This is a genomic window from Brevundimonas sp. Root1423 (assembly GCF_001426805.1).
The window spans coordinates 35236-58880 of the sequence record NZ_LMFL01000010.1 but is presented as its reverse complement, the minus strand read 5'-3'; the positions used below and the strand labels follow the sequence as shown (position 1 = coordinate 58880).

The window sequence follows — 23645 nt, the reverse complement described above, 5'->3', positions numbered from 1 at the left end:
CGTGAGCCTCTCCCAAGACCCTCCCTTGCCGCAGTCCGCGCCGCGGGCCCCGTCGCGGTTCGCGACGGACGAGCCGGACCGTTTCCCGGGCTGGCGCAACCTGCCGCGCCGCAGCCGCGGCCTGTCCCTGCGCACCCTGGTCATCCTGCGCTGGATGGCCATCGCCGGCCAGACCGCGACCGTCGCCATCGCCACCCTGTATTTCCATTTCGACCTGCCGCTGTGGGGCTGTCTGGCCGTGATCGCCGCCAGCGTGGCGATGAATCTGAACGCCACAGCCCGGCTCAAGCGCACCGACGGCTCCCTGCCCGACGGGCGGATGACCGCGGCGCACCTGGGTTTCGACATCCTGCAGCTGTCCGTCCTTCTGGCCCTGACCGGGGGGCTGCAGAACCCCTTCTGCCTGCTGCTGGTCGCGCCGGTGACCGTCGCCGCCGCCTCCCTGCCCGGGCGTCAGGCGGCCTTCATGGGCCTGCTGGTGCTGGTCGCGACCACCACCCTGTTCTTCTTCTCCATGCCCCTGCCGTGGCAGGCGGGCACCGAGTTGAACCTGCCGCCCCTCTATCGCTTCGGCATCGGCCTGGCCCTGTTCACCGGCGTCATCTTCACCTCGGCCTATGCGTGGCGCGTCGCCGCCGACGCCGAGAAGCTGGAGCTGGCCCTCGCCACCACCCAGGACGTGCTGCAGCGCGAGCAACGTCTCGCGGCGCTGGGCGGGTTGGCCGCCGCGGCGGCGCATGAGCTGGGCACGCCGCTGGCCACCATCCAGGTCGTGGCCCGCGAACTGTTGCGCGCCTCGGCCAAGGGCGGCTCCGCCGCCGAGGACGCCGCCCTGATCCTGCAACAGGCCGAACGCTGCCGCGACATCCTGAAACGCCTGTCCCAGCAGCCCGAAGACGGCGACTCCGCCTTCGCCGAGGTGGGCCTGAAGGCCCTGCTGGAAGAGGTGATCGAGCCCCACCGCGGCTTCGATCTGGATTTCCAGGTCGATGTCCGCACCGCCTCGGGCGAGCCCGCGCCGCGCGTGCGCCGCCTGCCCGAGGTGATCCACGGCCTGTCGACCCTGGTCGAGAACGCCGCCGACTTCGCGGGCTCACGGGTCCGGGTCCGCGCCATCGTCGACGCCGGCTTCATCGAGATCGAGGTGGTCGACGACGGCCCCGGCTTCCCCGCCGACATCCTGCCGCGTCTGGGCGAGCCCTATGTGACCAGCCGGCCCCAGGGCAAGGCGCGCCGGGCCCTGGCGGCCCAGATCGCCGCCTCGGTCGCCGCCGCCACCCCGGGCCGCAAGGCGAGGAAGGGCGCGGCCGCTCCCGAGCCCGAGGCCATCGCTCCCAGCCAGGGCGGCATGGGCCTGGGCTTCTTCATCGCCCGCACCCTGCTGGAGCGCACCGGGGGCAAGGTGTTCGTCGGGGCGGGCGACGGCGGCAAGGGCCAGCCCAGGGGCGCCCGCGTGGCTGTCCGCTGGCCGCGTCCGGCGCTCGAGATCCCGTCGTGATGTCGCACCCCCGCAGATGAACCTTGACCGCAACCGTACTGTTAATGACCTGAGCCACCGGAGACCCCAGATGCCCGACGCCGAAGACCGGATCGCCGCCCTCGCCGACAAGACCCTGCTGGTGCTGGACGACGACAACGCCCTGCGCACCCGGCTGGGCCGCGCGCTGGAAAGCCGCGGCTTCGTCGTCACCCTCGCCGCCTCGCTGGCCGAGGCCAATGAAGCCCTGAAGACCTCGGTCCCGGCCTTCGCCGTGCTGGACATGCGGCTCGAGGACGGCAACGGCCTCAAGATCGTCGAGGCCATCCGCGACCGGCGCGAGGACGCCCGCATCGTCATGCTNCCTGCCAAAGCGCCCGCTTCATTGTCCCCGCCATCCCTGCAGGAGACGCAAGATGTCCGAAGCCGAAGACCGTATCGCCGCCCTCGCCGACAAGACCCTGCTGGTTCTCGACGACGACAACGCCCTGCGCACCCGTCTGGGCCGCGCGCTGGAGAGCCGCGGCTTCGAGGTCACCCTCGCCGCGTCGCTGGCCGAGGCCAATGAGGCGCTGAAGACCTCGGTCCCCGCCTTCGCCGTGCTGGACATGCGGCTCGAGGACGGCAACGGCCTCAAGATCGTCGAGGCCATCCGCGACCGGCGCGAGGACGCCCGCATCGTCATGCTGACCGGCTACGGCGCCATCGCCACCGCCGTGGCGGCGGTCAAGGCCGGSGCSGTCGACTATCTGCAGAAACCCGCCGACGCCGACGACGTGGTCAAGGCCCTGCTCTCCACCGGCGAGGCCCCGGAGCCGCCCGACAACCCCATGAGCGCTGACCGTGTGCGCTGGGAGCATATCCAGCGGGTCTACGAACTGTGCGACCACAACGTCTCGGAGACGGCGCGGCGTCTGGGCATGCACCGCCGCACGCTGCAACGCATCCTGGCCAAGCGGGCGCCGCGGTAAGGCTCTCCTCCCCACGCAGCGGGGAGGTGGCGCGGCGCGCCTTCGCGCCGTGACGGAGGGGGCGACGCCGGTGTTAACCAGTCGTCTGCCAATCCTTCATCACCGAGCCACCCCCTCCGTCTCGCCGGCTTCGCCGACGATCCACCTCCCCATTTCATGGGGAGGAGAGGTGGCTCAGATCTCTTGGTTGTACGCCCCGACCTCGGCGTATTTGGCCAGCCTCGGCTTCACCTCTTCGTGGAACAGGGCCCGCATGTCGTCGGCCGAGCGCATGCTCTCGACCACCACCACCAGCTCGGGCTTGTTCGACGAGGCGCGGACCAGCACCCATGAGCCGTCCTCGAGGTGCACCCGCACGCCGTTGACGGTGATGGCCTCGACGATCCTGCGGCCCAGGATAGACCCGCCAGCATCGGCCAGGGCCTGATACTCGGCCACGATCCGCTCCAGCACCTCGTACTTCAGCTCGTCGTCGCAATGCGGGCTCATCGTCAGCGACGTCCAGGCGTCGGGAAGGGCGGCCTTCAGCTCGCTGAGCTTCTTGCCCGGATTGCGGTCCAGCATGGCCAGAACCGCGCCCGCCGCGACGATGCCGTCGTCATAGCCGTGGCCCAGCGGCGCGTTGAAGAAGAAATGCCCCGACTTCTCGAACCCGGCCAGGGCGCCCAGTTCGGCCGTCTTGCGCTTGATGTAGCTGTGGCCGGTCTTCCAGTAGACGGTGGTCGCCCCATTGGCCTTCAGCACCTCGTCGGTCTTGTACAGGCCGGTCGATTTCACATCGACGACGAAGGTGGCGTCGGGGTGCAGGGCCGACAGGTCGCGGCCCAGCATCAGGCCGATCTTGTCGGCGTAGATCTCCTCGCCCGTGTCGTCGACCACGCCGCAGCGGTCGCCGTCGCCGTCGAAGCCGAGGGCCAGGTCCGCCCCCGTCTCGCGCACCCTGGCCGCCATCTGCATCAGCATGGCGTGGTCTTCGGGGTTCGGATTGTATCTGGGGAAGGTGTAGTCCAGCTCGGTGTCCATCTCGATCACCTCGGCGCCCATGCGGCGCAGGGCCTCGGGCGCGAAGGCTCCGGCCGTGCCGTTGCCGCAGGCGGCCACGACCTTGATCGGACGCGTCAGCTTCACCTTGGAGACGATGTCGGCCAGATAGGCCTCGCGGAAGCCCTCGATCCGGGTCAGCGACCCGCCCGGCCGGCCCACGCCCTCGCCGTTCAGGACGATGTCCTTGAGCCGGCCGATCTCGTCGGGGCCGAAAGTCAGCGGCGGCTGGGCCCCCATCTTGACCCCGGTCCAGCCGTTCTCGTTGTGGCTGGCCGTGACCATGGCGACGCAGGGGGCGTCGAGCTCGAACTGGGCGAAATAGGCGGTCGGCGACAGGGCCAGGCCGATGTCCAGCACCTCCATCCCGCCTTCCAGCAGGCCCAGGATCAGCGCCTGTTTCACCGAAAGGGAATAGGAGCGGTAGTCGTGGCCCACCACGATGCGCGGCGTCTGGCCGATCTCGTGGACATAGGTGGCCAGGCCGAGGCCCAGGGCCTGGATGCCCAGGAGGTTGATCTCCTTCTCCAGGATCCAGCGGGCGTCGTACTCGCGGAAGCCCGTCGGCTTCACCAGCGGCACGGTCTCGTATTCGGCCGTGTTGGGGCGAAGGTCCTGGCGGGGCTTGATCATGGTCGGGTCCTGTCCGGAAGCGGCGCCCGGTATAGCAGTCGGCCCCCACGTCACAACAACGGGGCCACAACAACGCGGGCCCGGGTCCTTGGCTGCAAGGGCGCTGGCGGCGCGGATGGCCGTTTACGAAATGCCGGTCATGCAGGCCCCGTATCGGCGGTCTTTGCCGGACGCCCCCTGCGGTCATGGCGCTGTCACATCGGCTTGACCCACGCCGCCGCCGGTCCTACCCCCGAAGGACTGTTCGGAGACGTGAATGCCCCGCCTGATCCTGCTGCGCCATGGCCAGAGCCAGTGGAACCTCGAAAACCGCTTCACCGGCTGGGTCGACGTCGACCTGACCGCCGAGGGCGAGGCCCAGGCCCGGCGCGGCGGAGAGCTGATCCGGGACGCCGGCTTCCATCCCGCCGTCATCTTCACCTCGGTGTTGACCCGCGCCAAACGCACCGGGGCCCTGGCGATGGAGTCCGCCGGGCTCAAGGACATTCCCGTGGTCGAGGACTGGCGCCTGAACGAGCGCCACTACGGCGGCCTGACGGGCCTCGACAAGGCCGAGACCGCCGCCCTGCACGGCGACGCCCAGGTGAAGATCTGGCGCCGCAGCTACGACATTCCGCCTCCGCCGCTGGCTCCGGGCGGCGAATGGGATTTCAGCGCCGACCCCCGCTACGCCGGCCAGACCATTCCCGATACGGAAAGCCTGAAGACGACGCTCGACCGCGTCCTGCCCTATTGGGACGCCGCCATCGCCCCGCGCCTGAGGGCCGGCGACGACGTGCTGATCGCCGCCCACGGCAATTCGCTGCGGGCGATCGTCAAACACCTGTTCGCCGTGCCGGACGACCGGATCGTCGGCGTCGAGATCCCGACCGGCAATCCGCTCGAGATCGACCTCGACGCCGACCTGAAGCCGGTCGCCGCCCGCTATCTCGACGCGGAACGGGCGACGGACCTGCCGGGACTCCCCGCATGACCTCCGCCCGGCAGGCCTCGGACGACATCCGCTTCATGGGCCGGGCCATCGAGCTGGCCAAGGCGCGCATGGGTCAGACCTGGCCCAACCCGGCCGTCGGCTGCGTCATCGTCAGGGACGGCGAGGTGGTCTCCGAGGCTGCCACCGCGCCCGGCGGCCGTCCTCACGCCGAGGAGCAGGCCGCGCCCGCCGCCGCCGACAAGGCGCGTGGCGCCACCGCCTACGTCACCATGGAGCCGTGCGGCGCCCGCTCGTCGGGCCGCAAATCCTGTTCCCACTTCCTGATGGACGCCGGCGTCAGCCGCGTCGTCGTGGCCGCCGTCGACCCTTCGCCCTTCGCCGCGGGCCGGGGCGTCGAACGGCTGAAGAAGGCGGGGCTCGAGGTCGAGACGGGGCTGCTGGCCCAGGAGGCGGCGGTTCTCTACGAGGGCTATCTGCACCGGGTCGAGACCGGACGGCCCATGGTCCGGATCAGCGAGGACGGCGCGGGTTTCGACGCCCGCTTCGCCGCCTCGGCCAAGGCCGATCTGACCACCGAACTTCAGCGCCTCGGCGAGGCCGGCTACACCCGGATCTGGGTCGGGCCGGGCGAACTGGCCGAGGCGCTTCAGACCCAGGGACTGCTGACGGCCTGATCGCCGCCGGGGCCTGGAGTTTCGCGTAAGGCGGGCCCGAGGGTCCGCCGGTAACCATTTCAGCCTTCCTTAAGCGCCGACGTGCCAGAACGGGACTTATGTCGCCCGCCCCCACCGCCTCCTCCAGCGCCAGAAGGCGCCTCGACCAGACCGAACTGGACGCCATCTGCGCCCGGCACGACCGCCTGTGGCAGGCCAAGCCCGGCGGTGCCCGCGCCGTCTTCGCCTGGCTGGACCTGTCCGGCCTCAGCCTCGCCGGACGCAATCTGGCCGACGCCGATTTCGCGGCCGCCTCGCTGCACGGGACCGACCTGACGGGGGCCAAGCTCGACAACGCCACCTTCTTCGGCGCCGACATGCAGGATTGCATCCTGATCGACGCGAGCATGCGTCGGGCCGATCTGCGCGGCGCCTGCCTGCGCGGCGCCGACCTCAGCGGCGCCGATCTGTTCGAGGCCGATCTGCGCGAGGGCACCATCGCCGCGGCCGACTCCAAGCTGGGCTTCCGCGTCGTCGAGGCCAAGTCGCGCCAGGACACCCAGGCCCAGGGCGCCTGCCTGGCCGGCGCCAATCTGGAACGCTCCAAGCTGACGGGGATCGTCGCGGTCGCGGCCGACTTCTCCGACGCCATCATGAAGGACTGCAAGATGGTCCGCGCGAACCTGAAGCAGGCCAGCTTCCGGGGCGCGGATCTGGCGGGCGCGGACCTGTCGGGCGCCGACCTCTCGGGCGCGGACATGCGCGACGCCGTGCTGGTGGGCTGCAAGATGGCCATGTGGCGGACCGACGGGGCCAATATGACGGGCTGCCTGACCGACGACCGCCCCGCCGGGGCCCCTGTCGGCAAGATGCCCGCCGCCGATATGCTGGCCGAACACGCCCAGTGGTGCGAGACCGGCGGCGTTCAGGGCCGGCCCTCGGTCTTCGACGGCGTCGACCTGCGGGCCCTGCGCTCCATCCACGGCTACAATCTGACCGCCCTGTCCGCCAAGGGCGCGGTCTTCTACGGCCTCGACATGGAGGGGGTGCAGCTTCAGGGCGCGCACCTGGAGGACGCTGACCTGCGCTCGGTCAATCTGAAGGGCGCCGATCTGCGCGGCGCGCGGCTCGCGCGGGTGCGGCTGAACGGCTCGGATCTGCGCGGCGCCAAGCTGGGTCCGCTGCTGATCGCCGCCGACCGGCTGCTGCCCGCCGACCTGACGGGCGCCTGCCTGCGCGGCGCGGACCTGTCGGGGGCCGACCTGAACCGAGCGGTGCTGGCGGGCGCCGATCTCACCCGGGCCATGCTGCACGGCGCCACCATGCACCAGACGGACCTGACCGACGCCACGGTCAACGGCGTGCGCGGCATGCCGGAGCCGACGCCCGCTCCCCAGCCCTGACGCACGAAAAAAGGGCGGCGCGAACGCCGCCCTCTCCAGTCTTCCTGCCGCGCTTCGCGCTTCCTGAGGCGTCAGGCGGCTTTGGACTTCTTGCCCTCGATCAGGCGCTGGCCGGTGTTGATCTCGATCTGGCGGGGCTTGAGGGCCTCCGGCAGCTCGCGGGCCAGTTCGATCGACAGCAGGCCGTCGGCCAGGTCGGCGCCCTTCACCACCACATAGTCGGCCAGCTGGAACCGGCGCTCGAAGTCGCGCTCGGCCAGGCCGCGATGCAGATAGGTCCGTCCGGCCGCGTCGTCATTGGCCGTCTTGCGGCCGGTGACGGTCAGCAGGTTCTCCTTGACCTCGAGGGTCAGCTCGTCGGGCTTGAACCCGGCCACCGCCAGCTCGATGCGATAGGCGTTCTCGCCCGTCGTCTCGATGTTGTAGGGCGGCCAGCCGTTTTCCTGGCTGGTGCGCGCGGCGCTTTCCAGCAGGCCGGCCAGACGGTCGAAGCCGACGGCGGAACGGTACAGCGGGGTGAAATCATAGGTACGCATGGGTCATCCTCCTGAGGATCAGCAAGGTTGAACCGCCCCAGCGATTTGGCCCGGGACGGCGGTGGGAGTTCAGCCCCGGCGGTCCGGATATCGGCCCCGCCCGGTCTGGAGGCCCCGGAACCGGCGGCCTCGATTGCGATGTGGGAAGCGTTCGTCCGGCGTCAAGACCGCGCCAATCTGTCGCCGTCCGTTCGCGAGGCTTGCTCCCGTCCGCAGACGCCGTAGGGTTCGCCCGCACATTTCTGGAGCCACCCATGCGCCTGCTCGCCCTCGCCGTGACCACCGCCCTCGTCCTGCCGTCGATCGCCGCGGCCCAGGCCCTGCCGGCGCTTCCGGCCCTGAATGAGACGGGGGCCCAGCGCACCGTTCGTCGCGCCGCCATGACGCCTCCGGTCCTTCAGGAAGACGCCGCCCTCCAGGCCGCCGTGGGCTCCGACGCCCGTCCCGCCGCCGACGTCGCCCGCGACCCCTTCCGCCATCCGTTCGAGACCCTGACCTTCTGGGGCCTGACGCCCGGATCGACCGTGGTCGAGATCGAGCCGGGTCGCGCCGGCTGGTGGCGCAACATCCTGGAGCCTTACGCCCAGGCCACCGGCGGGACCTATGTCGCCGTCAACCGTCCGCTCGAAAGCATGGGCGTGCCGGACGGGACGGCGGATCTGGTCGTGGTCGCCCGGGCCCTGCACAACTGGCACCGCGCCGGCCGCACCGCCCCCTATATGGCCGCCTTCTTCAAGGCGCTGAAGCCGGGCGGCGTCCTGGCCGTCGAACAGCACCGCGGCGCCGAGGGTCTGAACGCCGACGCGACGGCCCCCTTCGGCTATGTCTCCGAGAGCTATGTCATCCACGCCGCCCAGGCCGCCGGCTTCGTGCTCGACGCCCGCAGCGAGCTGAACGCCAATCCGAAGGACGACCACGACCACCCCTATGGCGTCTGGACCCTGCCGCCCGTCCGCACCAGTGCGCCGCGCGAGGGCAACGCCAACGACCGTTCCACCCCCCTGACCGAGGCCGAGCGGGCCGAGTACGACGCCATCGGCGAAAGCGACCGCATGACGCTGCGGTTCCGCAAGCCGGCCTGACGGCGTCATGCCGGGAACCCTTTTGACGGGCTCGGGGAACGCGGTTAAGGCCTGCGTGCCGGGGCGGCGCCTGATCAGACGGGGCCGCGCCGCAGGGAGCGTGCATGGCTGAATCCACCGAACGCCGTCACGGGCCGCTGTCGCGCCGCAGCCTGCTGTCCGGCGTCGCGGTGGTCGCCGTCGCCGGTCTGGCCGCCTGCGGCCGCGAGGAAAAGACCGCCGAGCCGCCGCCGACGCCCGACGGCCCGCCCAAGGGCTCGCTCGAGTGGGCCGTGGCCGGTCCCTGGCGCGCCCAGGACAAGGCGCGCGACGCCGCCCGCCATCCGATGGAGACCCTGCGCTTCTTCGGCCTGCAGCCGCGCATGACGGTGGTCGAATTCTGGCCCGGCAGCGGCTGGTACACCGAGATTCTGGCCCCATATCTGGCCGAGGGCGCCGGAAAATACGTCGCCGCCGGCTTCCAGACCGGCCCCGGCGCCGACCCGTCCCAGGTCCAGCTGGCCGCCGCCTTCCAGCAGCGATTCACCACCGACAAGCGCCTCTACGGCGAGATCGAGCTCAGCGCCTTCGGCCCCACCTCGGGCCCGGTGACCGCCGCCGGCACGGTCGACATGGTSCTGTTCATGCGCAACATCCACGCCTGGATGGCCGCCGGCATCGCCGARAAGGCCTTCGCCGACGCCTGGGCCGCCCTGCGTCCGGGCGGGATCCTGGGGGTCGAACAGCACCGCCTCGGCCCYGAGGAAGATCAGGACCCYGCSGCSGCGAACGGATACGTCCAGGARGCGTTCGTCAAACAGCTGGCGGCGGAAGCGGGCTTCGCCTTCGTCGCCGCGTCGGAAATCAACGCGAATGAAAGGGATACCAAGGATCATCCGTTCGGGGTCGNTTCGTCAAACAGCTGGCGGCGGAAGCGGGCTTCGCCTTCGTCGCCGCGTCGGAAATCAACGCGAATGAAAGGGATACCAAGGATCATCCGTTCGGGGTCGAGACCCTGCCGCCGATGTCGCTGACCGCCCCGCGCGGTTCGCCGCCGAACCCGGCCTTCGACCGGTCGAAGTACGACCGCATCGGAGAGAGTGACCGCATGACCTTGAGATTCAGGAAGCCAGAGTGAACCGAGCCGTCGCCTACGCCGCCAATGCGCCCCTGATGGGCGTTCCGGGCGCCTCCGCGCCTCCGGGGGGCGAGGGCGAATGGTTCCGCGGCGCCGGCGGCCTGCGCCTGCGGGCCGCCTTCTGGACGCCGTCGGCCCTCATCGCCAGGAAGCCGCGCGGCACCGTCGTCGTCAGCCCCGGCCGGACCGAGCCGATCGAGAAATACTACGAGGTCATCGGCAATTTCCTCGCCCGCGGCTGGTGCGTCCTGGCCCATGACTGGCGCGGTCAGGGCCTTTCGGCCCGCCTGTTGCCGGACCGGCTCAAGGGCCACGCCCGGGCGGTGGAGGAATTCCTCGACGACTACGCCCGCCTGCTGGACGCCTGGGAAGGCCGCGCGCCCAAGCCCTGGATCATGGTCGGCCATTCGATGGGCGGCGTCCTGAACCTGATGAGCCTGGAGGGCGGCGAGAGCCGTTTTTCCGGCGCCCTGCTGACCAGCCCCATGCTGCGCATCAGGACCGGCAAGCGGTCGATGTGGTCGGTCAAGCTGGCGGTGCGCTGGAACCTGCGCCACGGCAAGGCCGGCGACTATGTGCTGGACGACGCCGACGACCCGTTCGACCACACCTTCGAAAAGGACGCCCTGACGACCGACGAGAGCCGCTACGAACAGTGGCGGCAACAGCTGTACGCCTGCCCGCATCTGGCCGTCGGCGGCCCGACCTGGGGCTGGCTGGCCGTGGGCCTCGACGCCGGCGAACGCGCGCTCAAGCCCAGGGCCCTGAAGGCGGTGTCCGTCCCGGTCGCCATCGTCCAGGCCGCCGAGGACGACCGCGTCTGGAAACAGACCAACAAATGGGCCGCCAAACGGCTGGGCCGCGGCCGCTACGTCGAGATTCCGGGGGCGAAGCACGAGGTCATCATGGAGACCGACGACAAGCGCGCGGTCTTCCTCGACGAGTTCGACGCCATGGCCGCCTATGTCTCGCCGGTCGAGGACCTGTCGCCGCTGCCGGCGAAGGAGCCGATCGAAGCGGCCTGAGGCTCCAAATCCTCCCCGTTCGGGGGAGGATTTAACGGCCTATACCGCCGCCCTTCGCAGCGTCACCAGCGCCTGCTCGCGGATGCCCACGTCCCCGACCGCGAGGATCTGCCCGGACCCGTCCGGCGCCTCGCCGCGCCAGTTGCTGACCGCGCCGCCGGCCGCCTCGATGACCGGGACCAGCGCCGACCAGTCCCAGACCTTCAGCGCGCTTTCGGCCACCAGATCGATCCGGCCCGCCGCCAGCATGGCGTAGGCGTAGGCGTCGCAGCCCAGCCGGGCCAGACGCGCGGCGGCCCGGACCTGGGTCCAGGCCCCCAGCTCCGCGCCGGTGAACAGGTCGGGATCGGTGGTGGCGATCAGGGCGTCGTTCAGCCGCGGGCAGGGCCGGACGGCCAGCGCCGTCTCCGTATCGCCCCGCAATAGGCGCGCGCCGGAGGGGCCGCCGAGGAAGATCTCGTCCAGATAGGGCTGGGCGATCACGCCGACGGCGGGCCGCCCCCCGGCCCGAAGGGCGATCAGATTGGTCCACAGTGGCAGGCCGGCGATGAAGGCGCGGGTGCCGTCGATGGGGTCGAGAATCCACACATGGTCGGCGTCCGGCCGGTCCTCGCCATACTCTTCCCCGATCACGCCGTGGTCGGGATAGCGGGCGGCGATCAGCCGGCGCAGCGCGGCCTCGGCCTCCTGGTCGGCCTCGGTGACCGGATCGAAGGCGCCCGCTCCGCCCTTGTCGGACTGCGCATAGTCGCCCCGGAAATACGGCAGGGAGACGCGCGCGGCCTCGCGGGCCAGCTCGACGGCGAACAGTTCGTACTCGGTCATGGGGAGGGGTTAGGTGTCAGGGGCTAGGTGTTAGTCAAGCCACTCAACGCAAATACTGCTCCTCGCCCGCTAATCCCTAATCCCAGGTCCCTGACCCCTATGCGGCGTCGGCCTCGACGTGCAGGGACTTGGCCAGGTCCAGCAGGCGCCGGCGCGGCTTCTCGTCCAGCTGATAGTAGGCCTGGATCAGGTCGAGCGTTTCCTTGCGGGAAAACATCTCGCCGCCCTGGTTGGCGACCTCGCGGCGTTCGATGGCCTCTTCCAGACCGTCGTAGAAATAGCTGACCGGCGATTCCAGCGCCTCGGACAGCTGCCACAGGCGGGCGGCCGAGATGCGTATTTCTGGATCTGCTGGAAGCGGATGCCGACCTGGTTGGCCAGCTGTTGTTGCGTCAGGCCCAGCAGGCGCCGGCGGCGGCGCAGGCGGCGTCCCAAGTGCAGGTCGATGTCGGTGGCCATGGCCCTATTCCCCGTATTGGCAGGCTGTCCCGAAGCGGGACGGCTCGCCCTTCACGCGGCAAGCACCGTGCCGCGCTCGCCTGACGGGAGAGAGTCGGTGAGCAATGTTCTGTGTGGGGTTCCGCAACCGTTACGCTTCACGCGCATTACGGCGACAGAGCATTGGGCTTCAAGGGAGAGACAACATGGGCTTGGGTATCATTGGCTGGATCGTCATCGGCATCGTCGCCGGCTGGCTCGCTGAAAAAGTTATGGGCCGCAGCCACGGCCTGGTGACCAACCTGATCGTCGGCGTCGTCGGCGCCCTGCTGGGCGGTTTCATCGCCGGCAATCTGCTGGGTATTCCGGTCGGCGGCTTCAATCTGATCACGCTGCTGGTCGCCTTCCTCGGCGCCTGCCTGCTGTTGTTCCTCGTCGGCCTGGTCAAGCGTCGCACCTAGGCGCTTCGCCGGTCTGAAATGACGAAGGGCGGCTCCCTCCGGAGCCGCCCTTTTTCCATGGCGAGACGGCGGGAGACGCCGTCGGTCCTGCGTCGACTCGACCCTTTCGGCGATCACGGTGCGGGTGAGGAGGAATCTCCGGCGCGCTCAAGCGATGTCGACTTAGCGTCTTGAACGTTAACCCCTTTTTTGCTCGCTTCGCTTCAGTCTCAGCCCATGTCTATTCAGGTCAAATTGGACGAGGGCCTTTGCCGGGCCTGGGTCACCGTTCTCCCGGAGCCCCAGACCAGTACGGTCGCCGAGACGGTGCTGCAGCTGACCGACCAGCGTCCCGTCCTCGGCAGTTGGGACTGGATCATCGACATACGCAATCCGCACGCACAGGCGACGCCGGAAGAGATCGAAAGCATCTCGGCCGCGTTTAACGCCGTGACGAGCCAGCAGAGCTACACGATCTTCATCAGCCACGACCCTGCGACCTACGACCGGTGCGCCCTCATGGCCCGCACCTTCCTTCGACGCCGACACCTGGTGGCGCGCAGCGTGGCCGAGGCCAAGGCTCTTCTTCCCATGAGCGTGCACAGGATTTGATCTGGAAACCGCGCAGGGCGACGCCCAACAGGAGTTTGGCTTTCGCCCGCCTCTGACCCATCCGAAACGACGAAGGGCGGCTCCGTGCGGAGCCGCCCTTTTTTCTTGCCTCGATCCCGGGATCAGGCGCCGGGCTTGTTCGGCTTCTGGCCTTCGCCGGGGGCCGGCGTGGCGCCGTGGTGACCCGAATGATCCGGGCTGGCCGGCGTCGCGGGGGTGGCCGGAGTGGCCGGCGTGGCGGGCGTCACGCCCGGGTTCGCCGGCGTCGCCGGGGTAGCGGGGGTCGCCGGCGTCGCCGGCTCGGATGCAGCCTCTTCAGTCGGTTCGGCGGCCGGTTCGTCGACCGGCGTCGCCGCATCCTCGATCGCGGCGGCGGCGGCGAACTGGGCGCTGGTCCAGCCCACGGCGACGCCGGCGCCGTCCTGGCGCACGCCGCCGGACACCGGAACGCCGCGCAGCTCGCCATCGGCGCCGCGCACGGTCAGCTCCTGGCCGGATTCCGTATTGCGGGCGCCTTCAAGCTTGCCCAGCAGCGCGCCGTCGGAACCCTTGACGTCGGATCCGGGCTGAAGGGTCAGGTTCTGCGTCGGCGCGGGGGCGGCCTGTTCGGCGGCCGGGGCCGGGGTTTGCGGGGCCGTGCTGTCCTGGGCGAACGCGGGAGCGGTCATGAGGAACAGGCCGGCGACGCCAGTGAGGAGCGCGGTCTTTCGCATGATGTCTGCCTTGGTCAAAGCGAGCGGGGAGGGGCTCGCACCGACTGGCTAACACAGCGGATGACGCCTTGTTTCGTCCGCCCCGAAATGACCTTGGCCCTGCCCGGATTGGCCGATTCCGGCTTCCGGAGCGCCACATGGCGTACCGGGTCACTCTTCGGCGTGCGTCAGGGCCTCGACGACCACCCCCTCGGTCAACAGCTGCGGCAGGATGCGCGGCTCGGCCGATCCGGGCGAATACAGCAGATACAGGGGCACGCCGGAGCGGCCGTGACGCTGCAGTTCGGCGGTGATGGCGTCGTCCCGTCGCGTCCAGTCGCCCACCAGATAGACGGCCCTGGTCCGCGCCATGGCCGCGGCGACGCCGGGCGAGGTCAGCGACGTTCGTTCGTTGATCTTGCAGGTCACGCACCAGTCGGCGGTGAAATTGACCAGCACCGGCCGGCCCTCGGCCAGGGCGGCCTTGACGGCGGAGGGCGACCAAGGCGCGGCCCGGGGCCCGGCCAGGCCTTCGCCGGGTTCGGCGACCGGACTCTCCGCGGGCAGGACGGCCGCCAGCCACCCGGTTCCGGCGGCCAGCAATAGGGCTGTCGCGCCAGCCGTCAGTTGCAGCACGCCGCGGCGCCCGGCCATCCGCTCGGCCTGCGCCCCGCCGATCAGCCAGAGGCCCAGCGCCAGCAGCACGCCGGCCGCGAACAGCAGGCCCAGGGCGTCCGCTCCCGCCTGGCGGCCGAACACCCAGGCCAGCCACAGGGCCGTCGCATACAGGGGGAAGGCCAGCAGGCCCTTCAGCCGCTCCATCCAAGGTCCGGGCCGCGGCAGGCGGGCCAGCAGACCGGGGCTCAGGCTGACGGCCACATAGGGCAGGGCCAGTCCCAGCCCGAGCCCGAGAAACACCATCAGCGCCATCGGCCACGGCATCAGCAGCGCCGCCCCAAGGGCGAAGGCCATGAAGGGGGCGGTGCAGGGGGCCGCCACCACCACGGCCAGCGCCCCGGTGAAGAAGGCGCCAACCCCGCCCGGCAGACGCGCCAGCGGGCCCGAGCCGGCGCCCTGCAGTCCGGCGCCGACGTGGAAGACGCTGGACAGGTTGAGGGCCACGGCGAGCATCAGCAGGGCCAGCCCCGCCGTCACCGGCGGCGACTGCAGCTGGAAGCCCCAGCCCACGGCCTCGCCCGCGGCCCGCAGCGCCAGCAGCACGCCCGCCAGCAGCAGGAAGGTCGTCAGCACCCCGGCCAGGAAGGCCAGTCCGTCGCGCCGCGCGTGCCGCGGGTCATGCGCCGAGGCCGCCAGCGCCGCCGCCTTCATCGCCAGAATGGGGAAGACGCAGGGCATCAGGTTCAGGATCAGCCCGCCCAGAAGCGCGAACAGCACGGCCCGGGCGAAGACCGTCGGGCCGGTCCCTTCAGCGGCCGCCGCCGCCGCGCCGCCATCCGGCGCCGCGGCCAGATCGCCCGATCCGTCGCTGCCGGGCAGCGCCGCCCCGGGCACGGCGGCGATCTCGAACGCCCCGTGGGCCGTGGCCAGCACGCCCGCCACCGGCCCCGCCAGGCCGTCCGACCGCGTCGCCCCGCCCGGCTGCAGCCGCAGCGTCAGTCCCTGCGGCCCCCAGCCGCCGGTCTGGGCGGCCGGATGGCCGATGACGCCGCCCTCGAAGGGGAAGAAATAGCTCGGGCCCGGATCGCGGCCCGCCAACGGTCCGCCGACCGCGCTCAGCACCAGGACGCCGTCCTCAAGGGCGATGCGGGCCTCGATCCCGGCCGGCCGGGGCGCGGTCTCCAGCACGCGGGTGATCGCCGCTCCGTGGCGCGGGTCCAGCGGCGCGGCGCCCTCGCGCACCGGCAGGTCGAGGTTCAGGATCAGTTCTTCCGGGACGCACATCTCGGCGCTGCAGACGAAGAACAGCGCCTTGACCGTCAGCGGCACAGGGGTCCCCGCCCGCGCCGTGGCGGGGACATCGACCGGAACGGGCAGATAGACCTCGCCGGAATAGCCATAGTTCATCAGGCCCGACAGCCGCTGGCGCTCGGGCAGGGGCCAGACGATCTCACCCGCCTTCACGCCCTGCGGCGTCGTCCACGTCAGGGTCGTCGCCCCGCCGGAATCGCCGGGATTTCGCCAGTAGGTGTGCCAGCCGGGCTTGATGATCTGTCTGACGGCCACCACGGCGGTCGAGCCGGGCGCGGCCCAGGCCGACATCGGGACCAGTTCGGCCTCGATCCGTTCGGTGCGCTGCGGCCCCGGCGCGGAGGTGCGTGCGGGCTGGGCGACGGCGGCGCCGGCGGCCAGCCACAGCAGGGCGGCGGTCAGGATTCGGGTGAGCAGGGACACACGGGCTCCACGAGGCGTCGGCGCGACCTTAGCCGTCCCGACCCCGCCGCGTCACCGTCCGTCGCAGCGGCGCGTCGCCTCAGCTGCGCGGGACGGCCTCGATCAGCACCTCGGTGCGCCGCCGCATGGGCTCGCGCACGCCGGTCTCGGCCACGGCGCCCGTGTCGCCGACCGCCTCGACATCGAACGCCGGCGCCGGCCAGCCGGCCGCCGTCAGGGCCTCGGCCACCGCAATGGCGCGGCGCTCCGACAGGCTCTGGTTGGCCGCCCCGCCGCCGCGGGCGTCGGACAGGCCAAGGACCTGCACCTTGCGAATCTCGCAGCTCTGCAACTGGGCCGCCGTCATGCCGATGGCCTGCCGCGCCGGCTCCGTCAGCCGCGCCTCGCCATCGGCGAAATACACCTCGAACCGTTTGGTCGCGCAGGCCGAAGGCTCCGCGACCAGGTCGCTTCGGTGCCTGAATCCGCCCACGGCGCAGCCGGAGACGGCCACCGCCAGGCCCAGCAGCACAATCGATCGCTTCATATCCAGCCCTCCACCGACCCGTGAAAAGGGCGGCCCGCCAGCCGACGAACCGCCCCGATGTTCAAGCGAAAAGCCGACGCCTAGTAGCGGCGCTGGCCGTTCTCCCAGTAGCATTCGTCCTGACGGCCGTCGTAGCAGTAGTAGTACCGGTTCGAGCTGTCCCGATAACGCTGCTGATTGGCGCGGTCCTGCTGCGAACCGCGGATGGCGCCCGCCGCGCCGCCGACGACGGCGCCGATGGCCGCGCCGGTCCCGGCGTTGCCGCTGCCGACGTTGTTGCCGATGATGGCGCCGGCGACCGCGCCGAGGCCCGCGCCGATCGCGCCCTGACGGGTCGTCTCATTGACGCCGCCGTAGCCGTCGCTTGCGCAGGCGCTGGCCAGCAGGCCCGAAGCCGCGATCGCGATGATTGCCTTGTTCATGGGTATGTCCTTCATCCCTTGGGTTCGCCCCTGCGGTGAGAACGCTGGATAAGCGTGGCGGTTCCCCCGCTATGATGGGGGACGGGCCTGTGTCAGGTTCGGGCGGCGCCGCGCCAGACGCGGCGGCCGATGCTTCATGGGTAGAGACGGGGGTCTTGTATGCGTTTTTCTGAACCGGTCCGCATGGCGGACGATGGCGAGCACAGTCCGGTGTGGGCGCGCTCGAAACGCCGCTCCGGCAATCCGCTTATCGGACTGATCGTGACGCTGCTGGCGTTGTTCGGGGTGCTGACGGCGGTGCTCGGCGTCAAGGAGCGTTCGCTGGCCGAGGGCGGAGCCGTCATGGACGGCTGGATCGCCCAGGGCGTCGCCACGGTGAAGGGCAAGGCGCCCGAGGCCGCCGACCAGGCCGCCGACGCCACCGTAGCGGCCGCCGAAAAGGCGGGCGACGCCGCCCAGGCCGGCGCGGCGGCCGCTTCTGACGAGCTGAAGAAGCAATAGCTTCACCGGGGGCGAAGGCGCCGGAACATCGCCCTCACCGGGGCGTTCGGGCGGCATGACTGAAAGCCTGACCCCGACCGTTGATCCGACGGCCGCGCCTGAAGACGCGGCCGTCGAACCACGCGTGCTGACACCCCACACAGTGCTGGGGCGGGTCATCATGCTGGTCAATCCCGCCGCGGGCGGCGTCGGCTCCGGCGCGGTCGGGGAGGCGGAAGCCATTCTGGCCGACTACGCCTGCGACGCGTCTGTCGTCTCCCTGGAGTCCGGCGCGTTCGACTCCCAGGTCCAGGCGGCGCTGGACGCGCGGCCGGACGTGCTGTTCGTCCTGGCGGGAGACGGCACCGCCGGGACCATCGCCTCGCGCGCGGGGCCGGACGGCCCCCTGATCGCGCCCTTGCCGGGCGGGACGATGAACATGCTGCCCAAGGCGCTGTACGGGACCGCTGACTGGAAGGCGGCCCTCCGGCTGGCGCTCGAGGAAGGCGCGCCGCAGTGCGTCGCCGGCGGCGAGGTTTCCGACGGCCGGACGACCCAGGCCTTCTATTGCGCCGCCATTCTCGGATCGCCGGCCCTGTGGGCTCCGGCGCGCGAGGCCGTCCGCGACGGCCAGATGCGTCTGGCGTGGATGTACGCCCGCCGCGCGCTGCGCCGCGCCTTCTCGGGCCGGCTTCGCTACTCTCTCGACGGCAAGGTCGCCCGGCGGGCCGAAGCCCTGGTCCTGATCAGTCCGATGATCTCCCGGGCGATGGACGAGAACACCGGTCTCGAAGCCGCGGCGATGAATCCGTCGGACGCCGCCCAGGCCTTTCGCCTGGCCGCCCACGCCGTGTTCAGCGACTGGCGTCAGGACCCGGCGGTGACCACCCGGGCGATCCAGCGCGCCACCGTCCGCGCGCGTTCGCGCATTCCCGCCGTGATCGACGGCGAACCCATCCTGCTGTCCCACGAGGCCAGGGTGAAATTCATCCGCAAGGCGTTTCAGGCGCTGGCTCCCAATCCCCCCGCGGCCGAGGATAGCGTCTAGTGGGGCGGATTCTCCAGTTCTCGGACATCCATTTCGGCGTGGAGCACAAGCATGCCTGCGCCGCCGCGCTGGAATATGCGCACGCCAATTCCCCCGACCTGGTCCTGATCACCGGCGACATCACCCAGCAGGGTTTCCCCGACGAGTTCGAGGCCGCGGGCCGCTGGATCAATCAGATGCCAGACCCGCAGTTCGTAATCGTCGGCAACCACGACGTCCCCTACTGGAGCCTTTTCGCCCGCCTGTTCTACCCGTGGAAGGCGTTCGAGAAGGCCACGGGCCATCCGGCCCACGACCACCAGTTCCTCAGTCCCACGGTGATGGTGCGGGGCGTGGTGACCGCGCGCGGCTGGCAGGCCCGGACCAACTGGTCCAAGGGGGTGATCGACCTGATGCAGACGCGCAAGGCGGCCGAGGCCCTGCGTCAGGCGCCGGTGGGCGCACTGCGCGTCCTCGCCTGCCACCACCCCCTCGTCGAAATGATCGGCACGCCGATGACCGGCGACGTCAAACGCGGCGACCGCGCCGCCCAGATCTTCGCCGAGGCCGGGGTCGACATCATCGCCACCGGCCACGTTCATGTGCCCTTCGCCCTGCCGATCAGTCTGGGCGACCACTGCTCCTACGCTGTCGGCTGCGGGACGCTGTCACATCGCGAGCGGGGCGCGCCGCCCAGCTTCAACCAGATCGAATGGGACGCGGACCACATCACGGTGACCGCTGTCGGCTGGGACGGCCAGCGGTTCGAACCGAGCCAGACCTGGAAGCTTCCGCGCCGTCAGGACACCCTCAGGACGGCCACGGCGCCCAACCCGAACGTCGCGGGCGCAAAGGAAAAGGCCGCGGTCTGAGCGACCGCGGCCTCGTCCGTCTGTCCGGGGTTTGAGCCGGTCTAGATCCGGCGTCCCCTGCCCGTGACGAAATGCACGATCAGCAGGATGATGAAGACGACGAACAGCACATAGGCGATGTTCATCGACAGACCGGCCACGCCCCCGGCGCCGAGGGCGCCGGCGACCAGCGCCAGAACGAGAAAGATGAGAGCCCAACGAAGCATCAGCGGTTCCTCCAGAGCGGTTGATCCAAGGAGCGACAACCGCCGCGCCTGACGGACCAACGTTCCGGAACCGGCGCCGTTCCGATTCAGCGCCGACGTGACCGGTGCGGCTTTTCGGTGAAGGCGGCCGCGACCATGGTGGCGAGGGCCGGATTCCTGAGGAAGATCCATCCGCCGGCCAGGGCCGCCACCGTGCCCAGGATGGGGCGTTGGCGGAACAGGCTGTAGGCGCGGGCGCCCAGACCGGAGGGTTCGTCTTCAAAGTCCTCCTCGGTCTCTGACCGGTTCACCAGGACCAGGGCGACGACGATGGCGACGATCGCGAACAGAAGGAAGGTGGTCGCCGCGGCGGCCAGCGGCACGAGCACCAGCAGCAGGGCGAAGAAGATCGTCGCCCCCAGCGCCATGACCGCCACCAGGGCGGCCCCCGCCACGACCGAAGCCGCGACGGCTTTCTTGACCAGACCCCTGGCCAGCCCCCCGCCGAACATCAGCGGCGACGACCGGCGAGCAGCAGGCCGAGCACGACGCCGACGCCGAGCGCGATGGCGGTCGACTGCACGGGGCGCTCCTGGACCCGCTCGGTGATGTAGCGCTGGGCTTCGTCCAGACGCTCCTGCGCCTCGTCATAGTATTCCTGGCCGCGCACGCGGGCGGTGTCGTAATAGCCGCGGGCCCGCTCGCGCATGACCTCGGACTGTTCACGCAGGCGGGCTTCGGCCTCGGCGGCCTTGGCGCGCACGCGCGTTTCCGCGGTCGCCGCCTTCTCGCGCAGACGCGCCTTTTCCTCGGCGCCGAGGACCTTCAGGTCGTCCTTCAGGGTGTTGAGGTCGTTCTTTACGGCAGCTCGTGCCGCCTTGGTCGTGGCCATGATGCGCGCTCCGGTGTTCAAGCTTGGCTGTTAAATAGAGAATTCAGAGCGGAAACGCCACCGCGCGGCGCCGGTTCCGCATCGCACCATTTCCGACGGGTGGCGAAGCGCCGCATCCCGGCATAGACAGGCGCTCATGACCGACTGGCTGTTTGACCCCGCTCCGACCCCGTCCCTGCCGATCCTCGGGAGCGCGCAGCGCTTCCCCGTGCGGCGCATCCTCTGCGTGGGCCAGAACTACGCGGCCCATGCCCGGGAAATGGGCCATGATCGCGCCGAGCCCTTCTTCTTCACCAAGCCGGCCGACGCCGTGGTCGCCGACGGCGGCGACCCGGTGTTTCCGATGGCGACGGCCAACCTGCACCACGAGGTCGAACTGGTCTGCGCGGTCGGCGCGGACGGGGCGATCGCCGGCTGGGCCGTCGGCTGCGACCTGACCCGCCGCGACCTCCAGGCCGCCGCCAAGGAGAAGGGGCGTCCCTGGGACGCCGCCAAGGGCTTCGACCAGTCCGCCCCCTGCGGCCCGATCAGCCTCGGCGCCCTGCCGGACCCCGCCGCCGTTATCGCCCTGTCCGTCAATGGCGAGGTCCGCCAGTCGGGCGCGCTGGACGACATGGTCTGGAATCCCGATGAAATCCTCGCCAAGGCGCGCACCCTCTGGGATATCCGGCCCGGCGACCTGATCTTCACCGGCACGCCCGAGGGCGTCGGACCGCTTCAGCCCGGCGACCGGGTCGAGGCCTCGATCGGCGGCCTCCAGCCCCTCGTCTTCACCCTGAGGCCGCGATGATCCTGCACGGATACTGGCGCTCGGGCGCGGCGTATCGCGCCCGCATCGCCCTGAATCTCAAGGGCCTGAGCTATGATCAGCAGGGCGTGGACCTGCGCACCGGCGCTCACAGGTCCGACGCCTTCGTCACTCTCAACCCGCAGGGCATGGTCCCCGCGCTGGAGGTGGACGGCGCCGTCCTGACCCAGAGCCCCGCCATTCTCGAATGGCTGGAGGAAACCCATCCGCGGCCGCCGCTGCTGCCCATGGGCCCTGTCGACCGCGCTCACGTTCGCGCCATGGCCGCCCTGATCGGCTGCGACATTCATCCGCTCAACAATCTGCGGGTCGGCAAGGCCCTGCGCGAGACCTTCGGCGCCGATCAGGCCGCCGTCGACGCCTGGGCCGCGCGCTGGATCGTCCCCGGCTTCACGGCGCTGGAGGCGCTCGTCGGACGGCATGGCGGGGGCTGGTGTTTCGCCGACGCCCCGACCCTGGCCGACTGCTACCTCATCCCGCAGATCTATTCGGCCCGGCGCTTCAACGTCCCCCTCGACGCCTTCCCGAGGCTGCTGGCTATCGACGAAACGGCGAAACGCCACCCCGCCTTCGCCGCCGCCCACCCGGACGTCCAGCCCGACGCAGATTAGGCCAGGAACCGCTCCACCGCCGCCAGGAACCGCCGCGGCTGGTCGATCATCACCATATGCTCGGCCCCTTCGATCCGTTCGAAGGTGGCGGGCCGGCGCAGGCGCGCATAGGCGCCGCGGAACAGACTGTCGGCGCGGGCGCGCGGCGAGTTCTGGTCGGCGCTCCAGCCGTAGACCACCGTCACCGGCGCCGTGATGTCGGGCAGGCGGCGGCGCAGGTCGACGGTCATGACCTCGTACAGGGACTGGGCCAGCACCCGGCGATCGCCGCCCTGCCAGCCCATTGATCCGAACACCGCGTCGGCGGCTCCGCCCAGCTCCAGGCCCATGGACCGGCCCCGCGTCCTCAGCGCCTCGTCGCCGAGGAACTGGATCGCCTGAAAGGCCAGCTGGGCGATCGGCTCGACGTCGCCGACCGTCGCTCCCGGACTGATCAGGGCGGCGAAGAAGGGCGATGAGTCCACCGCCATCACCCGGCCGACGCGGCCGGCGGAGTCGGCGGCGACCCGGATGCCGACCTGACCGCCCATCGAATGGCCGATGATCGCGGGCCGGTCCAGCCGCTGTTCAGCCATGTAGCGGCGCACCTCATTGGCCACGCCCGGCATGACCGATCCGTCGGCGTTGGCCTGGGCCGCGAGATCGCCGAAGCCGCGCACCGAGACCAGATGCAGCCGCCGTCGGCCCTCCAGCTGGCTCGCCAGACCGCGCCACACGTCTGCGGTCGAGGCCAGGCCGGGAATCAGGATCACATCGGGGCCTCGCCCGCGCGTCGTCACGGTGATGCGCGACGACCGGAACGCGGTCTGCGCCCAGGCGCCGGGGCCGGCGCCCAGCGCCACGGTTCCCGCCGCCAACCCGATCAATATGTTTCGTCTTTGTTCCATGCCGTCTTTGAGTCTAGCCTGCCGTGAGAAACGCAAGGGAGGTCACAATGAGCCAGCCGTCCGACGAAATCGTCTTCTACACCAACCCCATGTCGCGCGGCCGTATCGCGCGCTGGATGCTGGAGGAGGTCGGCCGCCCCTACCGCACCGTGGTTCTGGATTACGGCACGACGATGAAGGCCCCCGAGTATCTGGCCATCAACCCGATGGGCAAGGTTCCGGCCATCACCCATCGCGGGGTCACGGTGACCGAATGCGCCGCCGTCTGCACCTACCTCGCCGACGCCTTTCCCGAAGCCGGCCTGGCTCCGGCACTCGACGACCCGGCGCGGGGGACCTATCTGCGCTGGATGTTCTTCGGCGCCGGCCCCCTCGAGGCGGCTGTGACCGCCAGGGCGCTGAACCTGTTGGCCCCGGCCGACAAGGCCGCCATGGCCGGCTACGGCAGTTTCGAACAGGTCGTCGATGCGCTCGAATCCGCGGTGACCGGCAGCGGCGGACCCTGGCTCCTGGGCGACCGGTTCAGCGCGCTGGACGTCTATCTGGGCAGCCAGATCGGCTGGGGCCTGCAGTTCAAATCCCTGCCCGAGCGCGACGCCTTCAAGGCCTATGCGGGCCGGCTGTCCGGGCGCGAGGCGGCGGTGCGGGCGCGCGAGATCGACGACGCCCTGATCGCGGCGGCGAATGCGAAGGGCTGAGGAAGC

26 protein-coding genes and 4 pseudogenes are annotated in these 23645 nt (G+C 70.6%); 18 read left to right on the top strand and 12 right to left on the bottom strand.

Features of this window, described 5'->3' with window-relative positions:
- Position 1 precedes the first annotated feature (1 nt).
- The 3 genes and pseudogenes from ASD25_RS06650 to ASD25_RS06645 all read left to right on the top strand — a co-directional run bounded on the left by ASD25_RS06650 (position 2) and on the right by ASD25_RS06645 (position 2448).
- On the top strand, positions 2-1498 hold the full coding sequence (locus tag ASD25_RS06650) for an ActS/PrrB/RegB family redox-sensitive histidine kinase (RefSeq protein ID WP_235562638.1): 1497 nt from the start codon (positions 2-4) through the stop codon (positions 1496-1498).
- A 16-nt stretch (positions 1499-1514) separates the two neighbouring features.
- A pseudogene (locus tag ASD25_RS29220) lies at positions 1515-1840 on the top strand (response regulator transcription factor); the annotation flags it as partial.
- A gap of 53 nt (positions 1841-1893) precedes the next feature.
- Positions 1894-2448: an ActR/PrrA/RegA family redox response regulator transcription factor gene (locus ASD25_RS06645; RefSeq protein WP_056615617.1), complete on the top strand. Its 555-nt coding sequence runs from the start codon at positions 1894-1896 to the stop codon at positions 2446-2448.
- A gap of 174 nt (positions 2449-2622) precedes the next feature.
- Here the strand turns inward: ASD25_RS06645 and ASD25_RS06640 are convergent, their stop codons facing one another.
- Entirely contained in the window at positions 2623-4122 is a 1500-nt protein-coding gene (locus ASD25_RS06640; protein ID WP_055826978.1) for a phosphomannomutase/phosphoglucomutase, read from the bottom strand.
- Between the two features lie 256 nt (positions 4123-4378).
- Here ASD25_RS06640 and gpmA point away from each other — a divergent pair, with 256 nt between their 5' ends.
- From gpmA to ASD25_RS06625, 3 genes are all read left to right on the top strand, one after another.
- On the top strand, positions 4379-5095 hold the full coding sequence (gene gpmA / locus ASD25_RS06635; RefSeq protein WP_055826981.1) for a 2,3-diphosphoglycerate-dependent phosphoglycerate mutase: 717 nt from the start codon (positions 4379-4381) through the stop codon (positions 5093-5095).
- Complete coding sequence (locus ASD25_RS06630) at positions 5092-5730, top strand: bifunctional diaminohydroxyphosphoribosylaminopyrimidine deaminase/5-amino-6-(5-phosphoribosylamino)uracil reductase RibD (protein WP_055826984.1); 639 nt, start codon at positions 5092-5094, stop codon at positions 5728-5730. Before gpmA ends, ASD25_RS06630 begins: the two co-directional genes overlap by 4 nt.
- 98 nt (positions 5731-5828) lie before the next feature.
- Entirely contained in the window at positions 5829-7112 is a 1284-nt protein-coding gene (locus ASD25_RS06625; protein ID WP_055826988.1) for a pentapeptide repeat-containing protein, read from the top strand.
- 71 nt (positions 7113-7183) lie between these two features.
- On the opposite strand, the gene ASD25_RS06620 is transcribed toward ASD25_RS06625, so the two are convergent.
- Positions 7184-7648 (bottom strand): Hsp20 family protein, encoded by a 465-nt coding sequence (locus ASD25_RS06620; protein ID WP_055826991.1) that lies wholly within the window; start codon positions 7646-7648, stop codon positions 7184-7186.
- A gap of 254 nt (positions 7649-7902) precedes the next feature.
- On the opposite strand from ASD25_RS06620, the gene ASD25_RS06615 reads away from it, so the two are divergent.
- The 4 genes and pseudogenes from ASD25_RS06615 (at position 7903) to ASD25_RS06605 (ending at position 10872) form a co-directional block, all read left to right on the top strand.
- Positions 7903-8730 carry a class I SAM-dependent methyltransferase gene (locus ASD25_RS06615; RefSeq protein WP_055826993.1) on the top strand — a complete coding sequence of 276 codons (828 nt, stop codon included), beginning with the start codon at positions 7903-7905 and terminating at the stop codon, positions 8728-8730.
- Between the two features lie 104 nt (positions 8731-8834).
- Positions 8835-9618 (top strand): annotated as a pseudogene (locus ASD25_RS33100) (class I SAM-dependent methyltransferase); the annotation flags it as partial.
- Between the two features lies 1 nt (position 9619).
- Positions 9620-9847 (top strand): annotated as a pseudogene (locus ASD25_RS31720) (methyltransferase); the annotation flags it as partial.
- Positions 9844-10872 (top strand): alpha/beta fold hydrolase, encoded by a 1029-nt coding sequence (locus ASD25_RS06605; RefSeq protein ID WP_055826999.1) that lies wholly within the window; start codon positions 9844-9846, stop codon positions 10870-10872. The pseudogene ASD25_RS31720 and the gene ASD25_RS06605, both read left to right, overlap by 4 nt.
- 39 nt (positions 10873-10911) lie before the next feature.
- On the opposite strand, the gene hisN is transcribed toward ASD25_RS06605, so the two are convergent.
- Together hisN and ASD25_RS06595 are read right to left on the bottom strand one after the other, a co-directional pair.
- Positions 10912-11697 (bottom strand): histidinol-phosphatase, encoded by a 786-nt coding sequence (gene hisN / locus ASD25_RS06600; RefSeq protein WP_055827002.1) that lies wholly within the window; start codon positions 11695-11697, stop codon positions 10912-10914.
- 97 nt (positions 11698-11794) lie between these two features.
- Positions 11795-12156, bottom strand: a pseudogene (locus tag ASD25_RS06595) (helix-turn-helix domain-containing protein).
- 185 nt (positions 12157-12341) lie between these two features.
- Here ASD25_RS06595 and ASD25_RS06590 point away from each other — a divergent pair.
- Positions 12342-12596, top strand: coding sequence for a GlsB/YeaQ/YmgE family stress response membrane protein (locus ASD25_RS06590; RefSeq protein ID WP_055827007.1), 255 nt, complete (start codon positions 12342-12344; stop codon positions 12594-12596).
- A gap of 216 nt (positions 12597-12812) precedes the next feature.
- Positions 12813-13187 (top strand): hypothetical protein, encoded by a 375-nt coding sequence (locus tag ASD25_RS06585; RefSeq protein ID WP_156376874.1) that lies wholly within the window; start codon positions 12813-12815, stop codon positions 13185-13187.
- Between the two features lie 122 nt (positions 13188-13309).
- Here ASD25_RS06585 and ASD25_RS06580 read toward each other — a convergent pair whose 3' ends face one another.
- The 4 genes from ASD25_RS06580 to ASD25_RS06565 form a co-directional block, all read right to left on the bottom strand.
- Entirely contained in the window at positions 13310-13900 is a 591-nt protein-coding gene (locus tag ASD25_RS06580; protein WP_200943562.1) for a superoxide dismutase, read from the bottom strand.
- A gap of 150 nt (positions 13901-14050) precedes the next feature.
- A complete protein-coding gene (locus ASD25_RS06575) occupies positions 14051-16099 on the bottom strand; it encodes a protein-disulfide reductase DsbD (protein ID WP_082560065.1) in 2049 nt (682 codons plus the stop codon).
- Between the two features lie 211 nt (positions 16100-16310).
- Positions 16311-16757 (bottom strand): OmpA family protein, encoded by a 447-nt coding sequence (locus tag ASD25_RS06570; RefSeq protein WP_055827014.1) that lies wholly within the window; start codon positions 16755-16757, stop codon positions 16311-16313.
- 80 nt (positions 16758-16837) lie between these two features.
- Positions 16838-17179 carry a glycine zipper domain-containing protein gene (locus ASD25_RS06565; protein WP_055827017.1) on the bottom strand — a complete coding sequence of 114 codons (342 nt, stop codon included), beginning with the start codon at positions 17177-17179 and terminating at the stop codon, positions 16838-16840.
- A gap of 159 nt (positions 17180-17338) precedes the next feature.
- Between ASD25_RS06565 and ASD25_RS06560 the strand changes: the two genes are divergently transcribed.
- From ASD25_RS06560 to ASD25_RS06550, 3 genes are read left to right on the top strand one after another with little or no spacing between them, the layout of a single operon-like run.
- Positions 17339-17680, top strand: a complete 342-nt coding sequence (locus ASD25_RS06560; protein WP_055827020.1) for a hypothetical protein — start codon at positions 17339-17341, stop codon at positions 17678-17680.
- A gap of 55 nt (positions 17681-17735) precedes the next feature.
- The gene (locus tag ASD25_RS06555; RefSeq protein WP_055827023.1) at positions 17736-18707 is read left to right on the top strand and encodes a diacylglycerol kinase family protein; all 972 of its coding nucleotides are present in this window, start codon (positions 17736-17738) and stop codon (positions 18705-18707) included.
- A complete protein-coding gene (locus tag ASD25_RS06550; protein WP_055827026.1) occupies positions 18707-19558 on the top strand; it encodes a metallophosphoesterase in 852 nt (283 codons plus the stop codon). The genes ASD25_RS06555 and ASD25_RS06550 overlap by 1 nt, the downstream gene beginning before the upstream one ends.
- 41 nt (positions 19559-19599) lie before the next feature.
- On the opposite strand, the gene ASD25_RS29215 is transcribed toward ASD25_RS06550, so the two are convergent.
- The 3 genes from ASD25_RS29215 to ASD25_RS06540 form a co-directional block, all read right to left on the bottom strand.
- Complete coding sequence (locus tag ASD25_RS29215) at positions 19600-19764, bottom strand: DUF1328 family protein (RefSeq protein ID WP_082559993.1); 165 nt, start codon at positions 19762-19764, stop codon at positions 19600-19602.
- Positions 19765-19850: 86 nt separating this feature from the next.
- Positions 19851-20255 carry a hypothetical protein gene (locus ASD25_RS06545; protein ID WP_055827028.1) on the bottom strand — a complete coding sequence of 135 codons (405 nt, stop codon included), beginning with the start codon at positions 20253-20255 and terminating at the stop codon, positions 19851-19853.
- Positions 20255-20635, bottom strand: a complete 381-nt coding sequence (locus tag ASD25_RS06540; RefSeq protein WP_055827031.1) for a DUF883 family protein — start codon at positions 20633-20635, stop codon at positions 20255-20257. Before ASD25_RS06540 ends, ASD25_RS06545 begins: the two co-directional genes overlap by 1 nt.
- A gap of 136 nt (positions 20636-20771) precedes the next feature.
- On the opposite strand from ASD25_RS06540, the gene ASD25_RS06535 reads away from it, so the two are divergent.
- Entirely contained in the window at positions 20772-21425 is a 654-nt protein-coding gene (locus tag ASD25_RS06535; RefSeq protein WP_055827034.1) for a fumarylacetoacetate hydrolase family protein, read from the top strand.
- Entirely contained in the window at positions 21422-22054 is a 633-nt protein-coding gene (gene maiA, locus ASD25_RS06530; RefSeq protein ID WP_055827037.1) for a maleylacetoacetate isomerase, read from the top strand. The genes ASD25_RS06535 and maiA overlap by 4 nt, the downstream gene beginning before the upstream one ends.
- On the opposite strand, the gene ASD25_RS06525 is transcribed toward maiA, so the two are convergent.
- Complete coding sequence (locus ASD25_RS06525; protein ID WP_055827040.1) at positions 22051-22941, bottom strand: alpha/beta fold hydrolase; 891 nt, start codon at positions 22939-22941, stop codon at positions 22051-22053. The genes maiA and ASD25_RS06525 overlap by 4 nt on opposite strands.
- A gap of 47 nt (positions 22942-22988) precedes the next feature.
- Between ASD25_RS06525 and ASD25_RS06520 the strand changes: the two genes are divergently transcribed.
- Positions 22989-23639, top strand: coding sequence for a glutathione S-transferase family protein (locus tag ASD25_RS06520; RefSeq protein WP_055827042.1), 651 nt, complete (start codon positions 22989-22991; stop codon positions 23637-23639).
- Positions 23640-23645: the final 6 nt, after the last annotated feature.